19 protein-coding genes are annotated in these 20,207 nt (G+C 68.8%); 4 read left to right on the forward strand and 15 right to left on the reverse strand.

Going from position 1 to position 20,207, the window contains the following annotated elements; translation table 11 throughout:
* Nucleotides 1-28: 28 nt before the first annotated feature.
* Together ACW173_RS09895 and ACW173_RS09900 are read left to right on the forward strand one after the other, a co-directional pair.
* Nucleotides 29-1,111: a phosphotransferase family protein gene (locus ACW173_RS09895; protein WP_492084993.1), complete on the forward strand. Its 1,083-nt coding sequence runs from the start codon at nucleotides 29-31 to the stop codon at nucleotides 1,109-1,111.
* A gap of 5 nt (nucleotides 1,112-1,116) precedes the next feature.
* Nucleotides 1,117-2,403, forward strand: coding sequence for a metal-dependent hydrolase family protein (locus ACW173_RS09900; RefSeq protein WP_492084995.1), 1,287 nt, complete (start codon nucleotides 1,117-1,119; stop codon nucleotides 2,401-2,403).
* Between the two features lie 134 nt (nucleotides 2,404-2,537).
* Here the strand turns inward: ACW173_RS09900 and lpxK are convergent, their stop codons facing one another.
* The 5 genes from lpxK to ACW173_RS09925 are packed head-to-tail and all read right to left on the reverse strand — an operon-like array spanning nucleotide 2,538 to nucleotide 8,354.
* A complete protein-coding gene (gene lpxK / locus ACW173_RS09905; RefSeq protein WP_492084996.1) occupies nucleotides 2,538-3,545 on the reverse strand; it encodes a tetraacyldisaccharide 4'-kinase in 1,008 nt (335 codons plus the stop codon).
* Nucleotides 3,542-4,816 carry a 3-deoxy-D-manno-octulosonic acid transferase gene (locus ACW173_RS09910; protein WP_492085969.1) on the reverse strand — a complete coding sequence of 425 codons (1,275 nt, stop codon included), beginning with the start codon at nucleotides 4,814-4,816 and terminating at the stop codon, nucleotides 3,542-3,544. The genes lpxK and ACW173_RS09910 overlap by 4 nt, the downstream gene beginning before the upstream one ends.
* Nucleotides 4,786-5,805 carry a cation diffusion facilitator family transporter gene (locus tag ACW173_RS09915; protein WP_492084997.1) on the reverse strand — a complete coding sequence of 340 codons (1,020 nt, stop codon included), beginning with the start codon at nucleotides 5,803-5,805 and terminating at the stop codon, nucleotides 4,786-4,788. The genes ACW173_RS09910 and ACW173_RS09915 overlap by 31 nt, the downstream gene beginning before the upstream one ends.
* Nucleotides 5,806-5,835: 30 nt before the next feature.
* The gene (locus tag ACW173_RS09920) at nucleotides 5,836-6,537 is read right to left on the reverse strand and encodes a lysophospholipid acyltransferase family protein (RefSeq protein ID WP_492084998.1); all 702 of its coding nucleotides are present in this window, start codon (nucleotides 6,535-6,537) and stop codon (nucleotides 5,836-5,838) included.
* Entirely contained in the window at nucleotides 6,534-8,354 is a 1,821-nt protein-coding gene (locus ACW173_RS09925; protein ID WP_492085000.1) for an ABC transporter ATP-binding protein, read from the reverse strand. The genes ACW173_RS09920 and ACW173_RS09925 overlap by 4 nt, the downstream gene beginning before the upstream one ends.
* Before the next feature lie 143 nt (nucleotides 8,355-8,497).
* Between ACW173_RS09925 and ACW173_RS09930 the strand changes: the two genes are divergently transcribed.
* Nucleotides 8,498-9,163 carry a fused DSP-PTPase phosphatase/NAD kinase-like protein gene (locus tag ACW173_RS09930; RefSeq protein WP_492085002.1) on the forward strand — a complete coding sequence of 222 codons (666 nt, stop codon included), beginning with the start codon at nucleotides 8,498-8,500 and terminating at the stop codon, nucleotides 9,161-9,163.
* A 124-nt stretch (nucleotides 9,164-9,287) separates the two neighbouring features.
* Here ACW173_RS09930 and ACW173_RS09935 read toward each other — a convergent pair whose 3' ends face one another.
* From ACW173_RS09935 to obgE, 9 genes are all read right to left on the reverse strand, one after another.
* Nucleotides 9,288-9,524, reverse strand: a complete 237-nt coding sequence (locus ACW173_RS09935) for a DUF4170 domain-containing protein (RefSeq protein ID WP_492085003.1) — start codon at nucleotides 9,522-9,524, stop codon at nucleotides 9,288-9,290.
* Between the two features lie 20 nt (nucleotides 9,525-9,544).
* Entirely contained in the window at nucleotides 9,545-10,324 is a 780-nt protein-coding gene (locus ACW173_RS09940) for a 3'(2'),5'-bisphosphate nucleotidase CysQ (RefSeq protein ID WP_492085005.1), read from the reverse strand.
* Complete coding sequence (locus ACW173_RS09945) at nucleotides 10,321-11,652, reverse strand: TldD/PmbA family protein (RefSeq protein WP_492085007.1); 1,332 nt, start codon at nucleotides 11,650-11,652, stop codon at nucleotides 10,321-10,323. Before ACW173_RS09945 ends, ACW173_RS09940 begins: the two co-directional genes overlap by 4 nt.
* Nucleotides 11,653-11,690: 38 nt before the next feature.
* Nucleotides 11,691-12,092, reverse strand: coding sequence for an MAPEG family protein (locus ACW173_RS09950; protein ID WP_492085008.1), 402 nt, complete (start codon nucleotides 12,090-12,092; stop codon nucleotides 11,691-11,693).
* A gap of 89 nt (nucleotides 12,093-12,181) precedes the next feature.
* Complete coding sequence (locus tag ACW173_RS09955; protein WP_492085009.1) at nucleotides 12,182-14,029, reverse strand: M14 family metallopeptidase; 1,848 nt, start codon at nucleotides 14,027-14,029, stop codon at nucleotides 12,182-12,184.
* A gap of 39 nt (nucleotides 14,030-14,068) precedes the next feature.
* Nucleotides 14,069-14,635 (reverse strand): hypothetical protein, encoded by a 567-nt coding sequence (locus ACW173_RS09960; RefSeq protein WP_492085011.1) that lies wholly within the window; start codon nucleotides 14,633-14,635, stop codon nucleotides 14,069-14,071.
* Nucleotides 14,636-14,662: 27 nt separating this feature from the next.
* Nucleotides 14,663-16,192, reverse strand: coding sequence for a UbiD family decarboxylase (locus ACW173_RS09965; protein WP_492085013.1), 1,530 nt, complete (start codon nucleotides 16,190-16,192; stop codon nucleotides 14,663-14,665).
* Between the two features lie 15 nt (nucleotides 16,193-16,207).
* On the reverse strand, nucleotides 16,208-17,338 hold the full coding sequence (gene proB, locus ACW173_RS09970; protein ID WP_492085015.1) for a glutamate 5-kinase: 1,131 nt from the start codon (nucleotides 17,336-17,338) through the stop codon (nucleotides 16,208-16,210).
* A complete protein-coding gene (gene obgE, locus ACW173_RS09975) occupies nucleotides 17,335-18,399 on the reverse strand; it encodes a GTPase ObgE (protein ID WP_492085016.1) in 1,065 nt (354 codons plus the stop codon). Before obgE ends, proB begins: the two co-directional genes overlap by 4 nt.
* A gap of 249 nt (nucleotides 18,400-18,648) precedes the next feature.
* On the opposite strand from obgE, the gene ACW173_RS09980 reads away from it, so the two are divergent.
* Nucleotides 18,649-19,575, forward strand: coding sequence for a hypothetical protein (locus tag ACW173_RS09980; RefSeq protein WP_492085970.1), 927 nt, complete (start codon nucleotides 18,649-18,651; stop codon nucleotides 19,573-19,575).
* Between the two features lie 14 nt (nucleotides 19,576-19,589).
* Here ACW173_RS09980 and ACW173_RS09985 read toward each other — a convergent pair whose 3' ends face one another.
* A complete protein-coding gene (locus tag ACW173_RS09985; RefSeq protein ID WP_492085018.1) occupies nucleotides 19,590-20,123 on the reverse strand; it encodes a GNAT family N-acetyltransferase in 534 nt (177 codons plus the stop codon).
* Nucleotides 20,124-20,207: the final 84 nt, after the last annotated feature.

Consider the following 20,207-nt stretch of genomic DNA (forward strand, 5'->3'; position numbering starts at 1 on the left):
CAAACAAGCGTTGGGGAGTAGACGCGCCATGGCCGAAGCCGCCGAACAGTCCGCCCAGGACCTGAACTCGGGCACCAAGCCGGTCGACCCGCGCCATGCGATCGACGAAGCCAAGCTGGCGACGTGGCTCGAGGCCAATGTCGAGGGTTATGCCGGTCCGCTTGAGGTGCGCCAGTTCAAGGGCGGCCAGTCGAACCCCACCTATCAGCTGGTCACGCCGGCCAAGAAGTACGTCCTGCGCCGTAAGCCGCCAGGCAAGCTGCTGCCATCCGCCCACGCGGTCGACCGCGAGTTCAAGGTGATCTCGGGCCTGAACAAGGCCGGTTTCCCGGTCGCCAAGGCCTATGCCCTATGCATGGACGAGGACGTCATCGGCACGATCTTCTACGTCATGGACAATGTGGAAGGCCGGATCCTGTGGGACGGCACCTTGCCCGACTACCAGCCGGCCGAGCGCCGGGCGATCTACGAGGCCCAGATCGACACCCTGGCGGCCCTGCACAATGTCGACTACGCGGCCGTGGGCCTGGCCGACTACGGCAAGCCCGGCAACTATTTCGCCCGCCAGATCGACCGCTGGACCAAGCAGTACAAGGCGTCCGAGACCAAGCCGATCGCGGAGATGGATCTCCTGATGGACTGGCTGCCCAAGAGCTGCCCGGTCGACGACAAGACCTCGATCGTCCATGGCGACTACCGCCTGGACAACATGATCCTGCACGCGACCGAGCCCAAGGTCGTCGCGGTGCTGGACTGGGAGCTGTCGACCCTGGGCAATCCGCTGGCCGACTTCAGCTACTTCCTGATGAACTGGGTGATGCCGTCCGACCAGCGCGGGGGGCTGGCCGAGATCAAGGATCTGGAGGCCTATGGCGTGCCGACCATCCCGCAGGCGGTCGAGCGCTACTGCAAGGCCACCGGCCGCGACGGCCTGCCCGAGCTGGACTGGTATTTCAGCTACAACCTCTTCAGACTGGCCGGCATCTGCCAGGGCATCGTCGGCCGCGTCCGTGACGGCACCGCCGCCAGCGCCCATGCGCAGCTGATGGAGGCGCGCGTACCGGTCCTGGCCAAGGGAGCCTGGGCCTTCGCGCAAAAGGCGGGGGCGTAAGCTACATGCGGAAACTGCTGTCGGGCGTCTGCGCCCTGGCCCTGGCCGGGACGCTGGGTGGCGTCGCCCGCGCCGAAACGGTGTTTGTCCAGGCCGGCCGCCTGCTGGCCGATCCGGCCACGGGCAAGGTCGAGACGGCCAAGACCCTGGTGCTCGAGAACGGCAAGGTCACGCGCATCGTCGACGGCTATGTCTCCGAGCCCGGCGGCAAGGTGGTGGATCTGAAGGACAGCTTCGTCCTGCCGGGCCTGATCGACAGCCACGTCCACCTGACCGGCGAGCAGAACCCGAACGGCCGGCTGCAGGCGGTGACCCGCTCGGCCGCTGACGACGCCCTGGTCGGGGCCGGCTTCGCCCGCAAGACCCTGATGGCCGGCTTCACCACGGTCGCGGACCTGGGCGCCGACAACAAGGCGATCTTCGCCCTGCGCGAGGGCATCAAGCGCGGCGACGTGCCCGGCCCGCGTGTCCTCGCCGCCGGCTCCGCCGTATCGGTCCATGGCGGCCATGGCGACGTCAACGGCTATAGCGAGGAGGTCATGCATGTGCTGCGACCGACCTCGGTGTGCTCGGGCGCCGACGACTGCCGCCGCGCCGTGCGCGAGCAGGTCTGGCTGGGCGCCGACATCATCAAGATCACCGCCACCGGGGGTGTGCTCTCCAACACCGCCGCCGGCCTGAACCAGCAGTTCTCGGACGCCGAGCTCGTCGCCATCGTCGAGACCGCCCACCGCATGGGCCGCAAGGTCACCGCCCACGCCCACGGCGTCGACGGGATCAACAGCTTCCTCAAGGCCGGCGGCGACTCGATCGAGCACGGCACCTATCTGGACGCCGACAGCGTCGCCGCCTTCAAGAAGAACGGCGCCTATCTGGTCCCGACGCTGATGGCCGGGGATTTCGTCTACCGGGTCGCCTCGGGGCCGAACAACTTCCTGACTCCGGCCCAGACCGCCAAGGCTCTGGACGCCGGCCCCAAGATGCTGGCCATGGCCCGCCGCGCCCACGAAGGCGGGGTGAAGATCGCGTTCGGCACCGACACCGGGGTCTCGGCCCATGGCGACAACGCCGGCGAGTTCGCGCTGCTGGTCAAGGCCGGCCTGACGCCGCTGGAGGCGATCCAGACGGCGACGGTCAATGCGGCCGACCACTTCTCGCTGTCGAGCGAGATCGGCGGCCTGGCGGCCGGCAAGTCGGCGGACCTGATCGCGGTGAAGGGCGACCCGCTGAAGGACGTCACCGAGCTGCAGCGCGTGACCTCGGTGATCAAGGGCGGGGTGGTCTACAAGTAGGGCATCTTCCGCCCCCTCCGGGGGCGGACGACCGCGAAGCGGTCAGGTGGGGGCAAGTAGGGTGCGAAATCACTGACTGGCCCCCTCCGCGCCTTCGGCGCTCCTCCCCCGAAGGGGGAAGAAGGATCGCCGCGCTACAGCCCCACCTTCGCCAGCAGCTGCTCCAGCGCCGCCTCGTCGTCGAAGCGGGCGCGGACGGGCCAGGGGGTGACCTTCTCGCGCCACTTGGCCGGCAAGCGGACCCAGTCCTTTTCGGTGGTGACCAGGCCGGCGTCATAGACCTTGGCGCGGTCGGCCAGCATCTTCAGCGTCGCCTCGTCATATTCGCCGTGGTCGGGGAAGGGGGCGAAGTCGACCAGCTGGCAGCCGGCGGCGGTCAGGGCCTTTTCCACCTTCCAGGGCTTGCCGATGCCGGCGAAACCGACCTGCGGGCCCTTCGGCACGGGGGCGGCGGCCTCGAGCCTGGCGACCAGCACGGGCATGTCGCCGAACTCGACCAGCAGGTCGAAGTCGGGCTGCGCCATGTCGACCGGCAGCAGCACGATCACCGCGTCGGCGCGCGACAGGCCCACCTTCAGGGGCTCGCGCATCGGACCGGCGGGGAAGACGCGGCCGTCGCCGAACGGCCACTCGCCATCGCGCGTCTCGCCGTCGACCACGACCAGGGACAGGGCCTTCTTGACCGTCGGGTTCTGGTGGCCGTCGTCCATGACGACCGCCTGGGCGCCGCGGCGGACGGCGGCCTTGGCCCCCGCGACCCGGTCGACGGCGACCCACATCGGGAAGTCCTGGGCCAGCATCAGCGGCTCGTCGCCGACGTCCTTGGCCGTGTGGCGGCTGGTGTCGACCTGGGTCGGACCCTTCCGCCGGCCGCCATAGCCACGCGACAGGCCGTGAGCATTGACGCCCCGGCGCGTCAGGGTCAGCAGCAGTTCGCGGACGATCGGGGTCTTGCCCGCGCCGCCCATGGTGACGTTGCCGACGCAGATCACCGGCGCCCCGACGATGGCCGGCGTGGCGCGGGCGATCCGGCGGCGGGTGGCGTCGGCCCAGATCCACGACAGCGGGGTCAGCAGCGCGCGGGTCAGCGGGGCGGGACCGCCGTGCTTCACGTACCACCAGCGCGGCGTGCCGAGTTTCATGGGACCAGCTCGAGGATGCGGGAGAGCCCGGCGCGGGCCTCGCTATCGCGGGTGTCGACATAGGCGCGGGCGCGAGCGGCGCGGGCTTGGGCGGCGGCCGGTTCGGTGAGGTCGGCGGCGATCGTGTCGCGCAGGCCTCCAGGCGTTGTCATGACCACGCCGTCGACGGCCTCCAGGCCCGTGAAGGCCGAGGCCCAGTTCTCGACGAACGGGCCGCTGATGGCGGGGCAGTCCAGCCGCGCGGCCTCCAGCGGATTGTGGCCGCCGATGTCGGGGACCAGGCTGCCGGCGATGACCGAGGTCCCGGCCAGGCGGAACCACAGGCCCATCTCGCCCAGGGTGTCGGCGACGAGGATGTCGGCGGGGTGTCGCGACCGGCTGCGCAGCGTTGCCGAGAGCCCTCGCGCCTTGGCCAGTTCGGCTATCGCTGGGCCGCGCTCGACGTGGCGCGGGGCCAGGACCACTGGCGGGCGATCAGGCAGGGCGGCGATGGCGTCCAGGGCGATCTCGTCCTCGCCCGGATGGGTGCTAGCGATCAGCAAGAGTGGGCGGGGAAGGCGGGCGCGCTCGGCGTCCAAAGCGGTCTCGTCGACCGGCAGCGGCGCGGCGCCGAACTTCAGGTCGGCTTCGCCGGCGACCTTGCCGCCCAGAGCCTGGAAGCGCTCATGCGCCCTCTTGTCCTGGGCCAGGATCAGGTCGAAGCCGGACAGCAGCTGCCGCGCGGCGTCGGGGCGTCTCCGCCAGCTGGCGAAGCTGCGGTCCGACAGCTTGGCCGAGACCAGCGCCAGGCGCGTCCCGGCGGCCTTGGCTTCCAGCAGGAGGTTGGGCCACAGCTCGCTCTCGACAAAGACGGCCAGACTGGGCTTCCAGCGGGCGATGAAGCGCCGCGCCGCGCCCGGGGCGTCGACCGGGATGTACTGGTGGATCGCGCCGGCCGGCAGGCGCTTGGCCAGCAGGGCGGCCGAGGTGGTGGTGCCCGAGGTCACCAGCACCGTGACCTCGGGTCGCTCGGTTTGCAGGCGCTCGACCAGCGGCAGGATCGACAGGCTCTCGCCGACGCTGGCGCCATGCAGCCAGACCAGCGGGCCGTCGGGTCGAACGGTCTTGGCCCTGGCCAGGCGTTCGGCGATCCGCGCCGGGTCCTCCTTGCCTCTGCGGGCGCGGCCGGCCAGCAGCGCGGGGGCGATGGGTTCGAGCAGGCCCGTGGCGGCCCGGTAGAGGTTCAGGGCGCCGGGGCGGATCACACGACGCCTTCGGGGGCCAGGGAGCAGTTGTGGGCGCCGCTGGTGGTCTCGACCTGGATGGTGACGTGGCCGATCTTGAAGCGGCTGGCCAGCTCCGCGCAGGCGTCGTGCAGGAACTGGTCGTGGTCCCCGTCCAGCGGACGGACGACGTGAGCCGTAAGCGCCGTTTCGGTCGTGCTCATGGCCCAGATGTGCAGGTCGTGGACCTCGCTGACGCCTGGCCTCGCGGCCAGCCATTCGCGGACCTTGCCCGGATCGATGCCGCGCGGAGCGGCGTCCAGGGCCATGTCCAGCGAGTCGCGCAGCAGGCCCCAGGTGCCCAGCACGATGACGACGACGATGGCCAGGCTGACCAGTGGATCCAGCCACAGCCAGCCGGTCAGACCCATGGCCAGGGCCGCGACCACCACCCCGGCCGAGACGCCAGCGTCGGCGGCCATGTGCAGGAAGGCCCCGCGGACATTCAGGTCGTCCTCGGCGCCCTTCATGAACATCAGGGCCGTGGCGGTGTTGATGGCGATGCCGATGGCGGCGACGATCATCACCGGGCCGGTCTGGATCGGTTCGGGCGTGGCGAAGCGGCGGATGGCTTCCCAGCCGATGGCGCCGACGGCCAGCAGCAGCAGGGCGGCGTTGCCCAGCGAGGCCAGGATGGTGCCCTTGCGCAGGCCATAGGTGCGGCGGGCGCTGGGCGCGCGCTTGGCCAGCACGGCCGCGCCCCAGGCCAGCAGCAGGCCCAGAACGTCCGACAGGTTGTGGCCGGCGTCGGCTAGCAGGGCCAGCGAATGGGTGATCAGCCCGGCCCCGGCCTCGACCAGCACGAAGCCCAGGTTCAGCGCCACCCCGATCGCGAAGGCGCGGCCGAAGTCCTTTGGCGCGTGGCTGTGGCCGTGGTGGCCATGTCCGTGATGGTGGCCATGACCATGCGCATGGTCATGATCGTGGTGATCATGATCGTGCTTGTGCCCCTTTTCATCGTGAGAGGCGTGGTCGTGTCCGGAATGATCGTGCGGCATGGCCCTACATCCCACCAAGGGCGGGTCGGATCAATCTTCGACCAGTTGTTCGGCCCGGCGCGTGACGGCCGAGAGGCGGTCGGCCCAGGCCTCGACCAGTTGGTCGGGGTCGTCGCCGCGTCCGGCGCCTGCCGGGCCGTCCCAGACCATGGCGGCCTTGGCGAAGGGCAAGGGGATCATGGTGTTGTCCCACGAGCCCAGGCGGATGCTGGGCTTGGCGGCCAGGCCCACGAAGATCACCGGGGCGCCGGTAAGGCGGGCCAGCGACGGCGTGCCCTTCTCCATATGCTCGGCGGGGCCACGCGGGCCGTCGGGCGTGATGGCGATGCCGCCGCCGTCCTTGACCCACTTGACCATGTCGCGGAAGGCCTGCTCGCCGTTCTTGTTCTTGGCCAGGTCCGTCTTCTTGGCCGACGAGCCGCGGATGGCCGGGAAGCCCAGCTTCTCGACCGTGCGGGCGATGAACTCGCCGTCGTTGGAGCGCGAGATCAGGGCGCGCATGTCCTGGCGTTGGCTGAGATCCTGCGGCCAGCTGAGCGGCGACATCGGGATGCGCGAGTGCCAGAAGCACAGGATCGCGCCGGCGCCGGTCTCGCGGCCCTGGGCCCAGACCTGTTCAGCCTGCTCGGCGCCTTCGACGGTCATGCGCAGGGTGCGGAACACCAGCTTGGAATAGCCGGCGAAGATCGAGGACAGCAGCCAGATCACGAACGGCGAACGCAAAGGCCTCAAGCAGACGTCTCCCCGACTGGGCTTTGGGGCGTGTGATCCAGGTCCTGGGCCTTGGCCAGGCGCGCATAAAGGCCGCCGGCGCGGGCCAGCTCGGCATGGGTCCCGGTCTCGACGACGCGGCCCTTCTCGATGACGTAGATGCGGTCGGCGTTCTTCACGGTCGACAGGCGATGGGCGATCAGGATCGTGGTGCGGCCGGCCATCAGCCGTTCCAGCGCCGCCTGCACCTGGGCCTCGCTCTCGGTGTCGAGCGCGCTGGTGGCCTCGTCCAGCAGCAGGATCGGGGCGTCCTTGAGGAAGGCGCGGGCGATGGCGATGCGTTGGCGCTGGCCGCCCGACAGGCGCGCGCCGGCCTCGCCGACGGCGGTGTCATAGCCCTCGGGCAGCTCCAGGATGAAGTCGTGGGCGGCGGCCTGACGCGCGGCGGCCTCGATCTCCAGCTGGCTGGCGCCGGGGCGGGCATAGGCGATGTTGGCGCGGATGCTGTCGTCGAACAGGAACGGCTCCTGGGTGACCAAGGCGATGCGGTCGCGCAGGGAGGCCAGGCTCACGGAACGCACGTCATGGCCGTCGATGGTCACCGCGCCGGCCGTCACGTCGTAGAAACGCGGGATCAGGTTCAGGATCGAGCTCTTGCCGCCGCCCGAGGGGCCGACCAGAGCCACGGTCTCGCCCTTGCGCGCGGTGATCGAGACCTCCGACAGGGCCGGAATCTCGGTCCCGTACGAGAAGGTGACGTCGGCGAGCGCGATGGTGCTGTCGCCAGCCGGCAAGGCCTTGGCGTCGGCGGGATCGACGATGGTCGGCGCGACGTCCAGGGCGTCGAACAGGCGACGGGCGGCGGTCAGGCCCTCGGCGAACACGGTCTGCAGGTTGGCGACCTGGCGCAGGGACTGGGCGGCGATGCCCAGCAGGATGACGAACTTGAGGAAACCGCCGGCGGTGATCGGCGGCAGGGTCAGGGGACCGACGACCAGGGTCCCGGTCAGGGCGCGCCAGCCGGCATAGGCGAACACCGCGGCGATCACGAGCTGCGAGAACAGCTCGGTGGCGGGCGCGGCCATGGCGCGGGCGTTGCTGCCCTTGATCAGGTGGCGCTGACGGCGGTCGACCACGGCGGCGACGCGGCCTTCCTCATAGGCCTCGCGGTTCTCCATCTTGACGATCTTGACCCCGTCCAGGCTCTCCATGATCGCCGTGGAGAGGTTGGAGGTCTCGCCCATGGCGCCCTTGGCGGCCTTGGTCGTGCGCTTGGAAAAGTTGCGGATGATGCCGCTGACGCCGGGGACGATGACCAGTACGCCGGCCGCCAGGATCGGGTCGCTCCGCAGCAAGGCCCACAGGGTGATGGCGACGGTCAGGGCCTCGCGGACATAGTTGATCACGCCGGTGGTCGCCGCCTCGCGGATCAGGCCGGCGTCGTAGAGCACGGACGCCACGTAGGACCCGGAATGCGCGCCGCGCAGGCGGGCCAGGTCGGCCCGGATCAGGCGGCCGAACAGGCGGGTCTGCATGTCGCCGACGACGCCATTGCCGATGCGGTTGATCAGGCTGGCCTGGATGACCTGGAAGACCCCACGCGCCACGGCCAGGGCCGCGATGGTCACGGGCACCCAGATCAGGGCGCCGGGCTGGGGATGGACGATCAGCTTGTCGACGGCCGGCTCGACATACTCGCCCAGCATCACGGTCAGGCGGGCGACGATCACCGCGCTGATCATCGAGACCAGGAAGCCCTTCCACCGGGGCTTGAGGAACTCGCGCCACATCCGGCCCATCAGGGCGCGGTTCGAGGGCTGGTTGTCCGGCGAGGTCATGCGGGAGGGGTCGGATTTCAACGCGGGGCTGTCAATGACTTGCGGGACGCACTCGCCTGTAAAAGCGACACCATGAGGGCGGTTTTGCCTTTCGAGGCCGATACCCTTACCTAGGCGGCGAAATCCCGAAGGAAAGCGCCCTCTTGGCCAAGTTCGACCTCGCCACGCCCTGGGGCCGGTTCAAGACCTATCTCCACTATCTGTGGAACGACCACGCCTATCTGCGCCTGGGCTTCTCGAACGCCCACTGGATCAGCCCCGAGATGGTCCGCGCCAACCAGCCCTGGCCGTTCCAGCTGGCCTGGTGGAAGAAGCAGGGCGTCAAGACGATCGTGAACCTGCGCGGCGGCTTCGATGGCAGCTTCTACGCGCTGGAGAAGGACGCCTGCGAGCGTCTGGGCCTGAACTTCGTCGACTTCACCATCACCTCGCGCGAGGTCCCGATCCGCGAGCGGGTGCGGGGGGCGAAAGAGCTGTTCGAGACGATCGAGTATCCGGCCCTGATGCACTGCAAGTCGGGCGCGGACCGGGCGGGGATCATGAGCGTCTTCTACGCTCACTATCGCCTGGGCCTGCCGATCCGCGAGGCGATGCGGCAGCTGGGGCCGCGCTATCTGCACATCAAGCACGGCAATACCGGCGTGCTGGACTACGTGTTCGAGCAATATCTGGAAGTCGGCGAACCCAAGGGGCTGACGTTCAGCGAGTGGGTCGAGAGCGACGACTACGATCCCGTCGCGATGAAGAAGACCTTCCGGGCCGGGATGCTGGGGAAGGTGCTGACCGACAAGATCCTGCGGCGGGAGTAAATCCGCTCCCCCGCTGGGGGAGCTGTCGGCGAAGCCGACCGAGGGGGCGTCGCCGACCTATGCCGAGCTGCCCCCTCCGATCCTCCGGACCACCTCCCCCAAGGGGGAGGAGACGCTCGGACCCTCAGCCCTCGGTCGAGGGGTCCAGCAGCTTGTGCGCGTGGATGATGAAGTACCGCGCGTGCGCGTTGTCCACGGTCGCCTGGGCTTTCGCCTTCCAGGCCTTGTGGGCGTCTTCGTAGCTGGGATAGGCGCCGACGAACTCGACCTTGCCGAGGTCGCGGAATTCAATGCCGGCGACATCCTTCAGTTCGCCACCGACCACGATATGAAGAAGCTGCTTATCGACCATTTGAAGCATGTTCCTGCGAGGAATTATGTTTATGGCAGCTCGATATGCCCGACGCGTGACAGGATCAATGGCGCCAGCGCCATATTGGCGCAAACCAGGCTCGGAACCAGCGGAACGGGGCGATTATAGGTGAAATCGCGACCTTTGTGATCGCTGACGGCGGCGCCGACCCGGCGGCAGATCAGGTCGGCGGCGGCCAGGTCCCACTCGCTCTTGGGCGACAGGGCGACGGCGGCGTCGAAGGCGCCGGCGGCCACCAGGCACATGCGATAGGCGATGGAGTTGCGGCTTTCGATCCGCATCTCGGGCCAGGGTTCGCGCCAGGCCGGGTGGGCGAACATCTTGGCGTCGCCCAGCATGGCCGCGCCGAACAGCTCGCTGGTCGCGCTGGGCGCGATCGGCTGGCCGTTCAGCGTCGCCGGGCCGTCGATCGTGGCGGCGTAGGTTTCGTTCAGGGCTGGGGCGTGGACGACGCCGGCGACCGGCTGGCCGTTCTCGACCACGGCGATCGAGACCGCGAACCACGGCTTGTTCTTCATGAAGGCCGCGGTGCCGTCGATCGGGTCGACCACGAACTGGCGGCGGGTGGTCAGCCGCGCCGGATCGTCGGCCGTCTCTTCCGACAGCCAGCCATAGTCGGGGCGCTCGGCGCCCAGCTCGGTCTTCAGCAGGGTGTCGACGGCCAGGTCGGCGTCGGTGACCGGCGAGCCGCCCTCCTTGGACCAGATCTTCAGGCCGCTCTCACGAGCCGAGAGCGCGAGCTCGCCGGCCTCCCGGGCGGCTTGAAGGATCAGGTCCAGGTCGTTCATTTGCCCGCGATCGCCAAGGCGTCGACCAGGATCGACGGACTGTTGCTGGCGCCCCGGAACTGCAGGTCCGAGCCGGGGACCAGGCGGGCGTAGATGTCGATCAGGTTGCCGGCCACGGTGATCTCGGTGACCGGGCCGGTGCTCTCGCCGTTCTCGAACCACACGCCCGAGCAGCCCACCGACCAGTCGCCGGTGTTGCCGTTCAGCGAGGGGCCGAACATCGAGGTGACCAGGAGGCCCGCGCCGGCGTCCTTCATCAGGCCCGCCAGGTCCGTCGCGCCTGGCTGGAGCGTCAGGTTGTGGGTCGAGACGCCCGATGGACCGGCCAGGCCGCGCGAGGCGTGGCCGGTGGTGGTCAGGCCCAGTTGCTTGGCCGAGCTGGTGTTCAGGAGCCAGGTGGTGAGCACGCCGTCGTCGATCAGCGAGCGGACTTCGGTGACCACGCCCTCGTCGTCGAACGGCGCCGATCCCAGGCCGCGCACGCGATAGGGATCCTCGGTCAGGTTGACGCCAAGGCCGAAGATCCGCTGGCCCAGCTTGTCCTTCAGGAACGAGGTTCCCCGCGCGATCGACGGACCCGAGATCGCGCCCAGCAGCGGGCCGATCAGGCTCATGGCCAGGCGGTTCTCGAAGATCACCGGGGCGGTGGTCGAGGCGATCTTGCGCGGGTTGAGGCGCGCCACCGCCTGGCGGCCGGCCTCCATGCCGATGTCACCGGCGGCCGGCAGGTCGCCGAAATGACGGGTCGAACGGCCTTCGCCGCCACGCTCCATGCCCGCGCCCTCGCCGGCGATGGCCGAGGCCGAGACCGAGTGGCTGGTGGCCGCGTGGGTCCCGTGGAAGCCGGCGGTGGTGACCAGCGACCAGCTCGACGAGCTCCAACTGGCCGAGCCGCCGTCGGTGTTGGTGACGCCCTGGACCGCGCGGGCATGCTCTTCGGCGAGGCGGGCCTGGGTCTCCAGGGCCTCGGCCGTCGGCTCGTAGGCGTCGATCAGGTCGAGGTCGGGGAACGGCCCCTTGGCCAGGCGATCGTGCTGGGCCAGGCTGGCATAAGGATCTTCCGGCGCCAGGCGGGCCATGGCGACGGCGCGTTCGATCAGCTTGGCGCGGGCCTCGGCCGAGACGTCGGAGCCGGAGACGGTGGCGCTGCGGGCCCCGATAAAGACGCGCAGGCCCAGGTCCCGCGCTTCCTCGCGCTCGACCTCTTCCAGCTCGCCCAGGCGGACCGAGACCGAGAGGGATTGGCGCTCGGCGAAGACAGCTTCGGCCGCGTCGGCCCCGGCCTTGCGCGCGGCGGCGACCACGTCATGCAGCAGATTATCGTCCATGCGGTCTTATGGACGAGCCCCCCCCGCAGGGGCAAGCGCTACCCGATGGCCGACAGCAGCAGCGCTACGCCCGCGAAGATGTAGGCCAGCCAGGTGGCGACCATGCCGATCGAGCGCGCGACCGACGCGCCGCCGCTGTTGGACAGCCCCACGGCGTGGATCACCCGGCCGGCGAACAGCACGAAGCCCACCACGTGGATGGCGAGCGGCGAGGCGCCGGCCACGGCCAGCACGGCCAGGGCGGCGACGCCAGTCGGGACGTACTCGGTGGCGTTGCCGAAGGCGCGGATGGCGCGGGCCAGCTCCGGAATGCCTTCGTCGCCCAGGGCCACTTTGTGCTTTTGACGCAGGCGCACGACCAGCAGCGACAGGATCAGCAGCAGGAAAAGGTGCAGGCCGGCCCACAGCGCCGCCGCATGGCCGGAAACGATCGTATCCATCAGTCAAACCCTAGTACGCACACGCCCGCCCCCGAGCGTTCAAGGCGGTCATATGAGGCCTTCTGGCCATGGTCGGCAACCCGACCCGCCTATCGCGCGATTTCGCGCGCGATAGGGTAAAGTAAGTGGTGGTCGTCGTAGAAGGGCGTGCGCTTGTAGAACCAGGCCAGGCGGGCGTCGGGATCGGCCGCGAACTTGGGCTCGGCGGCCAGCTTGGCCTCGAACTCGGCCTTCAGCGCGGGATCGGCCGCCAGCATCTTCTCGGCCAGCGGGGCGATGGCGTAGGGCTCGATATATTCGACCCGGCTCAGCACCTCGGGGACCATGCCCCAGGCGAAGAAGCTCTCGCTGGACCGCGGTTCCAGCAGCAGCACGACCAGGTCGCCCAGCGGCTGGTCGGTCGGCACGCGAACCGAGCCCTTGGGGAACGTCCAGGCGCGGGCCTCGGTCGTGACCTTGTCGACGCTGATCTGGACGTGGCCCTCGTTGGCGCGGGTCGCCAGCTTGGGATCGACAAGGCGGATCATCTCGACGTCCACGCTCCTGTCGGCCGGCAGGGTCTCCAAGGTCACGCCGTGCAGCTTCAACCGCTCGATCAGGTCGGCGCGGTAGCTGGGGACGTAGTAGGCTGCCGGGCGCTTCAGGCTCAGGGTGGAGTGTGAGCCGTAGAAGGGGACCTTCCACGGTTCCGGATCGGCCTCGCCCAGCCAGCGCACTTCCCGCCGGCCGGAGGCGGGGCTGTCATAGGTCTCGTAGCGGATGCCCTTGAATTCGCGGACATAGGCGGGTTTGTCGTCCGAGACGAAGTTGGCCAGCACTTCGGTTGGGCGCAGGGCGCTGTCGGCGGCGATGGCCGCCCGCAGGTCGCCGCCCTTGTCGGCCAGCAGCTTCAAGGCTGTCTCGATGAACACATAGGTCCCGAGCACGCGCTGGGCGTGGGGCTTGAGGCTATGGTTCTCGATCAGGATGGTCGGGACGTGGGCCGCCGCGCCCCAGCCGTTCGAGAAGCGCTCGCCCAGACCGCCGTCGCTGAAGCCGGCCTTGGGATTGTGCTCGTCGACACCGAACACCAGCTCGCCGGGGATGTGGCCCTCGGCCTCCAGGCTGTTGTTCATGGTCGGCTTGAGGACGCCATCCAGCCACTTGGCGATGGCCGGCGAGCGGTTCCAGACGCCGTTCTCGCCGTTGAAGCCGTAGGTGACGTCGTACTGGTAGTCCATGCCGTCGGTCACGTGGACGTCGACATAGAGATCGGCCTTGTACTTGGCCTGCAGGCGCTTGAGGGCCTGCATCTCCGGCTGGTCCAGCTTCATGAAGTCGCGGTTGAGATTCTGGTTGGTGGCGGTGTTGCGCCAGCCCTGGATGCGCGGCCCGCGTTGGTTGGGGCGCGAATAGGGACCCGAGCGCTCGTGGCCGTCGACCGACAGGATCGGGATCAGGACGAGGTTGACCTGGTCCAGCAAGCCGTCCTTGCCATGGAAAGCCATGTCCCGCAGCAGCATCATGCCGGCGTCCTTGCCGTCGATCTCGCCAGGGTGGATGCCGCACTGGACCAGCAGCAGAGGCTTCCTAGGATCCAGCTTGTCGCCGTCCTTGGACGCGATCACCGCGAAGATTTCGCGGCCCTGCGGCGAGACGCCGAAGTCCTCGACACGGATCAGCCCGGACGCCTTGTCCAGCCGATCGAACCAGGCGCGGGTGTCGACATAGGTCGGCGAGAAGTCGTGCTCGGCGTCGGCCTCGAACGGCGTCACCCACGGATCGGACTTGTCGCGGATCAGGGCCTGGCTGGCCCCCTGCCAGTGCGGCGCCGGCGGCAGGAAGGCCTGATCCCAAGGGGCCTTTGAGGAGGGGTCCTTCGGGGAGGAGGTCTGGGCCATGGCGGGGGCTCCCAAAACAAGCAGGGCGGAGGCAGCGATGAGCAACGAACGACGCATGGCCGCTGTCGTCGCCGGTAAGCCGCGTCCTGGCAAGCCTTAGAAGGTGAACATCACCACCAGGAAGATCGCGTTCAGCATGGCCAGCAGGACGATGTTGACCGCCCGGTTGCGGATGATGAACAGCGTGATCACCAGCAGGTAGAACGTCGCCAGCAGCGTGGCCTGCAGCCCCATCCAGCGCGCCTGCAGGGTTTCGGTGAAACCCTTGACAAGCACCGCGCTGAGCTCGAAGCCGATCAGGCTGGCCAAGGTCATACCGCCGAGCACGAGGTGTTTGTGCCGGTCGTAGTAGGCGTCGAGGTCGGGCCAGTCGGCGAGGTCGTCGGGCGCGGCCAGGGCGGCGACCAGATAGTACAGTCCCGACGCGACGATCCCGACCGTGACGATGCGCAGGCTGAGGTCGGCCAGGCCCATCAGGCGCGAGGCGCTATTGATGAAGCTGCAGATGTCGAGCAGCAGCAGGAGCATCAGCAGCGGCGTGGCCCAGCCGATGCGGATCATGGCGCGGCCGCGGATCAACCGTGCGGCGCCTGACAGCAGCTTGGCGACGGCGAGGGCCAGCAGCACCCCATAGGCGGCGAAGAAGATCTCGATCGCGTCCATTGGCCCCCCGGCGTTGACTCGGCGACCTTACTTCCAGATCGGCGTCCCGTCGCCCGGCAAGCCGAGGCGCACCCACTTCTCGCTGACGGCGTCGATCACCGACGGGTCCATGCGGATCTCCTCGCCCCACTCGCGCTTGGTCTCGGGCGGCCACTTGTCGGTGGCGTCCAGACCGATCTTGGAGCCCAGGCCGCTCTCGGGGCTGGCGAAGTCGAGATAGTCGATCGGGGTGTGCTCGATCACCGTGATGTCCCGGGCGGGATCCATCTTGGTGCTGATCGCCCACATCACGTCCTTCCAGTCGCGGGCGTTGATGTCGTGGTCCACGACGATCACCCACTTGGTGTACATGAACTGGCGCAGATAGCTCCAGACGCCCAGCATCACGCGCTTGGCGTGGCCGGGATAGGCCTTCTTCATCGACACGACGGCGATGCGGTAGCTGCAGCCCTCGGGCGGCAGCCAGAAGTCGACGATCTCGGGGAACTGCTGGCGGATCAGCGGGATGAACACCTCGTTCAGCGCCTCGCCCAGCACCGAGGGCTCGTCCGGCGGCCGGCCGGTGAAGGTGGTCAGGTAGATCGGATCCTTGCGCATGGTGATCGCCGTCACCTGGAAGACCGGGAACTTCTCGACGCTGTTGTAGTAGCCGGTGTGGTCGCCGTAGGGGCCTTCGTCGGCGTGCTCGTCGAGCAGGACGTGGCCCTCGATGACGATCTCGGCGTGGGCGGGCACCATCAGCGGCACGGTCTTGGCGGGCACGAGATCGACCTTGGCGCCGCGCAGCAGGCCGGCGAACTGGTATTCGCTGAGCGTGTCCGGCACCGGCGTCACGGCCGCCAGGATGGTGCCGGGATCCGCGCCCAGCACGGCGCAGGCGGGCAGGGGATCCTTGTTCCCCGCCTTCTTGTGGCGGGCGTAGTGCTGGGCGCCGCCGCGATGGGCCAGCCAGCGCATGATGCAGCGGTCCTTGCCCAGCACCTGCATGCGGTAGATGCCGAGGTTGAAGTCGTCCTCGCGGTCCTTGCCCGGACCCTTGGTGACGACCAGCGGCCAGGTGATCAGCGGGGCCGGCTCGCCCGGCCAACAGGTCTGGACCGGCAGCTTGGTCAGGTCGATCTGGTCGCCGGTCAGGACGACCTCCTGCACCGGAGCCTTCTTCACCGTGCCGGGGCGCATGCTCATGACCGTCTTGGCCAGGGGCAGCATGTCGATGGCGTCCTTCAGGCCCTTCGGCGGCTGGGGTTGGCGCAGGAAGGCCAGCAACTCGCCGACCTCGCGCAGCTCGCCCGCGGTCTCGCGCGGTTCGCCGCCCAGGGTGACGCCCATGGCCACGCGCTTGACGGTGCCGAACAGGTTGGCCAGGGCCGGCATCGACGAGCGCGACCCGTCCGGCAGCAGGACGTGCTCGAACAGCACCGCCGGGCCGCCGGTCGCCAGCAGGCGCGTCTGGATCTCGGTCATCTCCAGCACGCTGGAGACCGGCTCGGTGACGCGCACCAGCTCGCCCTTGGCCTCCAGAACGTCGATGAATTCGCGCAAGGAACGGTAGGCCATGAGGGACTCTCGGAACTAGTTCGCGACGGCCAGGTCGTCGGCGTGGATCATCGGGCCTTCGGTGAAGCCCAGCTCGGCCTCGATGGCGTCGGAGCGGAGGCCGGCGATGCGGTGGGCGTCGGCGCTGTCGTAGCGGACGAGGCCACGGGCCACCTCGCGGCCCGTTTCGTCGCGCACGCGCACGGCGTCGCCCTTCTCGAACGGTCCCTCGATGGCGCGGACGCCAGCGGACAACAGGCTCTTGCCGGCCTCGAGCGCCTTGGCGGCGCCGGCGTCGACCGTCACCCAGCCCTGCGGGGCCAGCGAGCCGGCGATCCAGGCCTTGTAGGCGGCGGCGGGCGAGGCGCCGGCCTCGATCAGGGTCGCCTTCTCGCCGTCGGCGATGGCGGCCAGCGGACGCGGGCGCGAGCCCAGGGTGATCAGGGTGGCGCAGCCGGCGGCGCGGGCGATGCGGGCGGCGGCGATCTTGGTGGCCATGCCGCCAGTGCCGACGCCCGTCGCGGCGTTGGCGCCCTCGGCCATGCCGGCGATCTCGTTGGTGATCTCGCTCACTAGCGGGATGTGCTGAGCGCCGGGGTTCTTGCGCGGGTCGGCGGTGTAGAGACCGTCGATGTCCGACAGCAGCACCAGCAGGTCGGCGCCGGCCATCTGGGCCACGCGCGCGGCCAGGCGGTCGTTGTCGCCGTAGCGGATCTCTTCGGTGACGACCGTGTCGTTCTCGTTGACCACGGGCACCACGCCCAGGCCCATCAGGGTCTCGGTGGTGGCGCGGGCGTTCAGCCAGCGGCGGCGCGTCTCGGTGTCGTCGCGGGTCAGCAGGATCTGCGCGACGCCGATCCCGTGCGGCTCGAAGGCCTCTTCCCAGGCATGCATGAGCAGGCTCTGGCCGGCGGCCGCGGCGGCCTGCTTCTCCGGCAGGGTGGTCTTGCGGCCGACCAGGCCCAGGCGGCGGCGGCCCAAGGCCACCGCGCCCGACGAGACCACCAGCACCTGCTTGCCGGCGGCGCGCAGGGCGGCGGCGTCGGCGCAGAAGGTTTCCAGCCAGGCGCGGTTGGCGCGGCCCGTCTCGGCGTCGACCAGCAGGGCCGAGCCGACCTTGAACACGATGCGACGGGCCCCGGCGAAGGCCTCCGCGGCCTGGCTCACGGCGTCCAGCCCCCGGGGGTCTCGTCGATGTGGTCCTCGTCGTCGTCGATCTCTTCCTCGAGATCGCCCTTGCGGATGCGCACCTGGCGATAGGCGGCGCGCAGCAGTTCGGTGACGCCCTGGCCCGAGACGCCGGACACCAGGCGCGGCTTGATGCCGGACACGGCTTCCAGCTCGGCGATCTTCTCGGCGAGGGTCTCCTCATCGAGGGCGTCGATCTTGTTCAGGGCCAGGATCTCGGCCTTGTCGGCCAGGTCCTCGCCATAGGCCTCCAGCTCGCCCCGGATCGTCTCATAGGCGCCGGCGATGTCGTCCTGCGTGGCGTCGATCAGGTGGATCAGGGTGGCCGAACGCTCGACGTGGCCCAGGAAGCGGGTGCCGAGCCCAGCGCCTTCCGACGCGCCCTCGATCAGGCCGGGGATGTCGGCCAGCACGAAGCGCTCGCTGGTCGACAGATCCACGACGCCCAGGTTGGGGGTCAGGGTGGTGAAGGGATAGTCGGCGATCTTCGGCTTGGCGGCGCTGGCGGCGGCCAGGAAGGTGGACTTGCCCGCGTTGGGCAGACCCACCAGGCCGACATCGGCGATCAGCTTCAGCCGCATCCAGATCCAGCGCTCTTCGCCTTCCTGGCCGGGATTGGCGTATTTCGGGGCCTGGTTGACCGGGCCCTTGAAGTGCAGGTTACCCCAGCCGCCATTGCCGCCCTTGGCCAGCAGCAGGCGCGCGCCCGCGTGGTCCAGGTCGGCGATCAGGGTCTCCTTGTCCTCCTCTAGGATCTCGGTGCCCACCGGCACCTTCAGCAGCACGTCCTCGCCGGCGGCGCCGTGACGCGCGCGGCCCATGCCGTGGACGCCCGTGCCAGCCTTGAAATGTTGCTGGTAACGATAGTCGATCAGGGTGTTGAGGCCCTCGACGGCCTCGATCCAAACGTCGCCGCCGCGACCGCCGTCGCCGCCGTCCGGGCCGCCGTACTCGATGTACTTCTCGCGGCGGAACGACACCGATCCGCCGCCGCCGTTGCCGGAGCGGATATAGATCTTGCATTGGTCCAAGAATTTCATGGCGCTCTTTAGTCCCAAGGCGTCCCGCGCGTCGAGCCAAAATGGCGGCGGGACTTACGTCACGGCATCCGGACCGACCTTTCGAACTGTGACGCTTGGCCGCGTAAAAAAGCCTGGCCGCTGTTCGTCGTCGTGACGAAATGTTAAACCACGAAGTGCGACAAAGTGTCTTGGCAGCGTAACCGTCGTTTCTCTCGGCGGAGTGGGAGGCTGACCTTGGCTACGGTAGAAGACAGCAACGCGATACTGATGAAGGACCTGCGCGATTTGTCGACGCAGGAGCTTCACCGTAAGTATAGCGTCGAGGCCTCGGTCCACCGCAACATCTTGATCGGGCGGGGCACCGGCATCGCGCCGCAGTGGCGCGAATTCAAGACGTTCGTCGCCGAGGTCGGTCTCAAGCCTTCGGCGGACCACAGCCTGGTCCTGCTGAATCGCTACGAGCGCACCTATGGTCCCGGCCGCGCCAAGTGGATGACCGCCGAGGAACAGGCCGCCCACGAAATCGAATTCGATCGCCTGCGCGCCGAAAAGCAGCGCGAGGAACAGCTGGTCATGCACCAGATGGCCGCCCAGAAGCGCGCCAGCGCGCCGAACGCGCCGTCGTATGGCCAGTTCACGCCCATGGCCGGTCGCCAGGTTTCCTACACCGAGGTCGCCAAGCGCCTGGCCATTCCGGTCACCGCCCTGTCCAAGACCATGCCCGCCGGCACCAGCGCCGACGAACTGGTCAAGCGGTCCAGCGCCGCCAACGACCTGATCAACGATCAAGCCACCTGGTTGCCGCCGGATCCGGTCCGCAAGGCCGGCTTCTTCGAGGCCTACCGCATCTGGCACCTGCAGGTGCAGCCGCAGTTCGCCCGCGCCGCCACCCCGACGTTCCTGTTCCTCTACATCGCCCTGCCGGTCATGAAGCAGTGTCGCGACGAACTGATGGACCTGGATCTGTGGAATCCATTGGGCCAGCGCGCGATGAGCGCGCGCGACGCCCATGTCTCGTGGAAAAAGTACACCGAGTTCATGCCGCGCGCGCAGGTGGCGCTGATGGAGATCCCCATCTACGCCACCTATTCGCTGCTGAGCGATCTGGACGCCCTGTGCGAGCGGATCACCACGGCTGAAAAGCGTTTCCGCGAAGGCCCGCAGAAGGTGATCCACACGCACCGGGCGGCTTAGGGCGCTCTATCGCATTAAGCCAGCCAGACCATCATCCGCGTCGCCGCCGGTTCGCCGCGCGCGATCGACGGCTTGTGCTCGACGACGCCAGTGTACAGGAAGCCGGCCTTGACCAGCACCCGGCCCGAGGCGTCGTTGTCGGCGAAGTGGCCGGCGGTGACGTAGCGCTTCTTCCAGCGCCCTCGCGCCCAGTCCAGCGCGGCCCGGGTCGCTTCCGTGGCGTAGCCGCGACCCCAGTAGGGACGGCCGATCCAGTAACCCAGCTCGATCTCGCCATCGGCGGTGGTGAACATGCCCAGCGTCCCGATCATGCCCTGGTCAGCGAGATGGATGGCGAAGGTGTTGTCGCGAGAGCGATCCTGCACGCCGCAGCGAGCTATGAAGTCCTCGGCATGGGCGCGGGTATAGGGCCAGGGCATGCGCGTGGTCATGCGCGCGACGTCGTGATCGGCGCAGTATGCCGCCACGCGCTCGACGTCGGCCTTGACCGGGACACGCAGCGTCAGCCGCTGGGTGTCGATGACGGGTCTTTCTTCGATGACGCACATCGGCGCCTCCCAGAGTTTCCGGCCTCTCTTGGCTGGAGACCGTGACGCCGCCATGGCGAAGCTCTAAGTTTTCAGCTTCCGATT

This window comes from Caulobacter sp. ALps2, assembly GCF_058681635.1.

What these genes read in the sequence shown, in the direction of transcription:
- ACW173_RS09895 (WP_492084993.1), top strand. Translation starts at nt 29, where the DNA reads ATGGCCGAAGCCGCCGAACAGTCCGCCCAGGACCTGAACTCGGGCACC.
- ACW173_RS09900 (WP_492084995.1), top strand. Translation starts at nt 1,117, where the DNA reads ATGCGGAAACTGCTGTCGGGCGTCTGCGCCCTGGCCCTGGCCGGGACG.
- lpxK (WP_492084996.1), bottom strand. Translation starts at nt 3,545, where the DNA reads ATGAAACTCGGCACGCCGCGCTGGTGGTACGTGAAGCACGGCGGTCCC.
- ACW173_RS09915 (WP_492084997.1), bottom strand. Translation starts at nt 5,805, where the DNA reads ATGCCGCACGATCATTCCGGACACGACCACGCCTCTCACGATGAAAAG.
- ACW173_RS09925 (WP_492085000.1), bottom strand. Translation starts at nt 8,354, where the DNA reads ATGACCTCGCCGGACAACCAGCCCTCGAACCGCGCCCTGATGGGCCGG.
- ACW173_RS09935 (WP_492085003.1), bottom strand. Translation starts at nt 9,524, where the DNA reads ATGCTTCAAATGGTCGATAAGCAGCTTCTTCATATCGTGGTCGGTGGC.
- ACW173_RS09940 (WP_492085005.1), bottom strand. Translation starts at nt 10,324, where the DNA reads ATGAACGACCTGGACCTGATCCTTCAAGCCGCCCGGGAGGCCGGCGAG.
- ACW173_RS09945 (WP_492085007.1), bottom strand. Translation starts at nt 11,652, where the DNA reads ATGGACGATAATCTGCTGCATGACGTGGTCGCCGCCGCGCGCAAGGCC.
- ACW173_RS09950 (WP_492085008.1), bottom strand. Translation starts at nt 12,092, where the DNA reads ATGGATACGATCGTTTCCGGCCATGCGGCGGCGCTGTGGGCCGGCCTG.
- ACW173_RS09955 (WP_492085009.1), bottom strand. Translation starts at nt 14,029, where the DNA reads ATGCGTCGTTCGTTGCTCATCGCTGCCTCCGCCCTGCTTGTTTTGGGA.
- ACW173_RS09960 (WP_492085011.1), bottom strand. Translation starts at nt 14,635, where the DNA reads ATGGACGCGATCGAGATCTTCTTCGCCGCCTATGGGGTGCTGCTGGCC.
- ACW173_RS09965 (WP_492085013.1), bottom strand. Translation starts at nt 16,192, where the DNA reads ATGGCCTACCGTTCCTTGCGCGAATTCATCGACGTTCTGGAGGCCAAG.
- obgE (WP_492085016.1), bottom strand. Translation starts at nt 18,399, where the DNA reads ATGAAATTCTTGGACCAATGCAAGATCTATATCCGCTCCGGCAACGGC.
- ACW173_RS09980 (WP_492085970.1), top strand. Translation starts at nt 18,649, where the DNA reads ATGAAGGACCTGCGCGATTTGTCGACGCAGGAGCTTCACCGTAAGTAT.
- ACW173_RS09985 (WP_492085018.1), bottom strand. Translation starts at nt 20,123, where the DNA reads ATGTGCGTCATCGAAGAAAGACCCGTCATCGACACCCAGCGGCTGACG.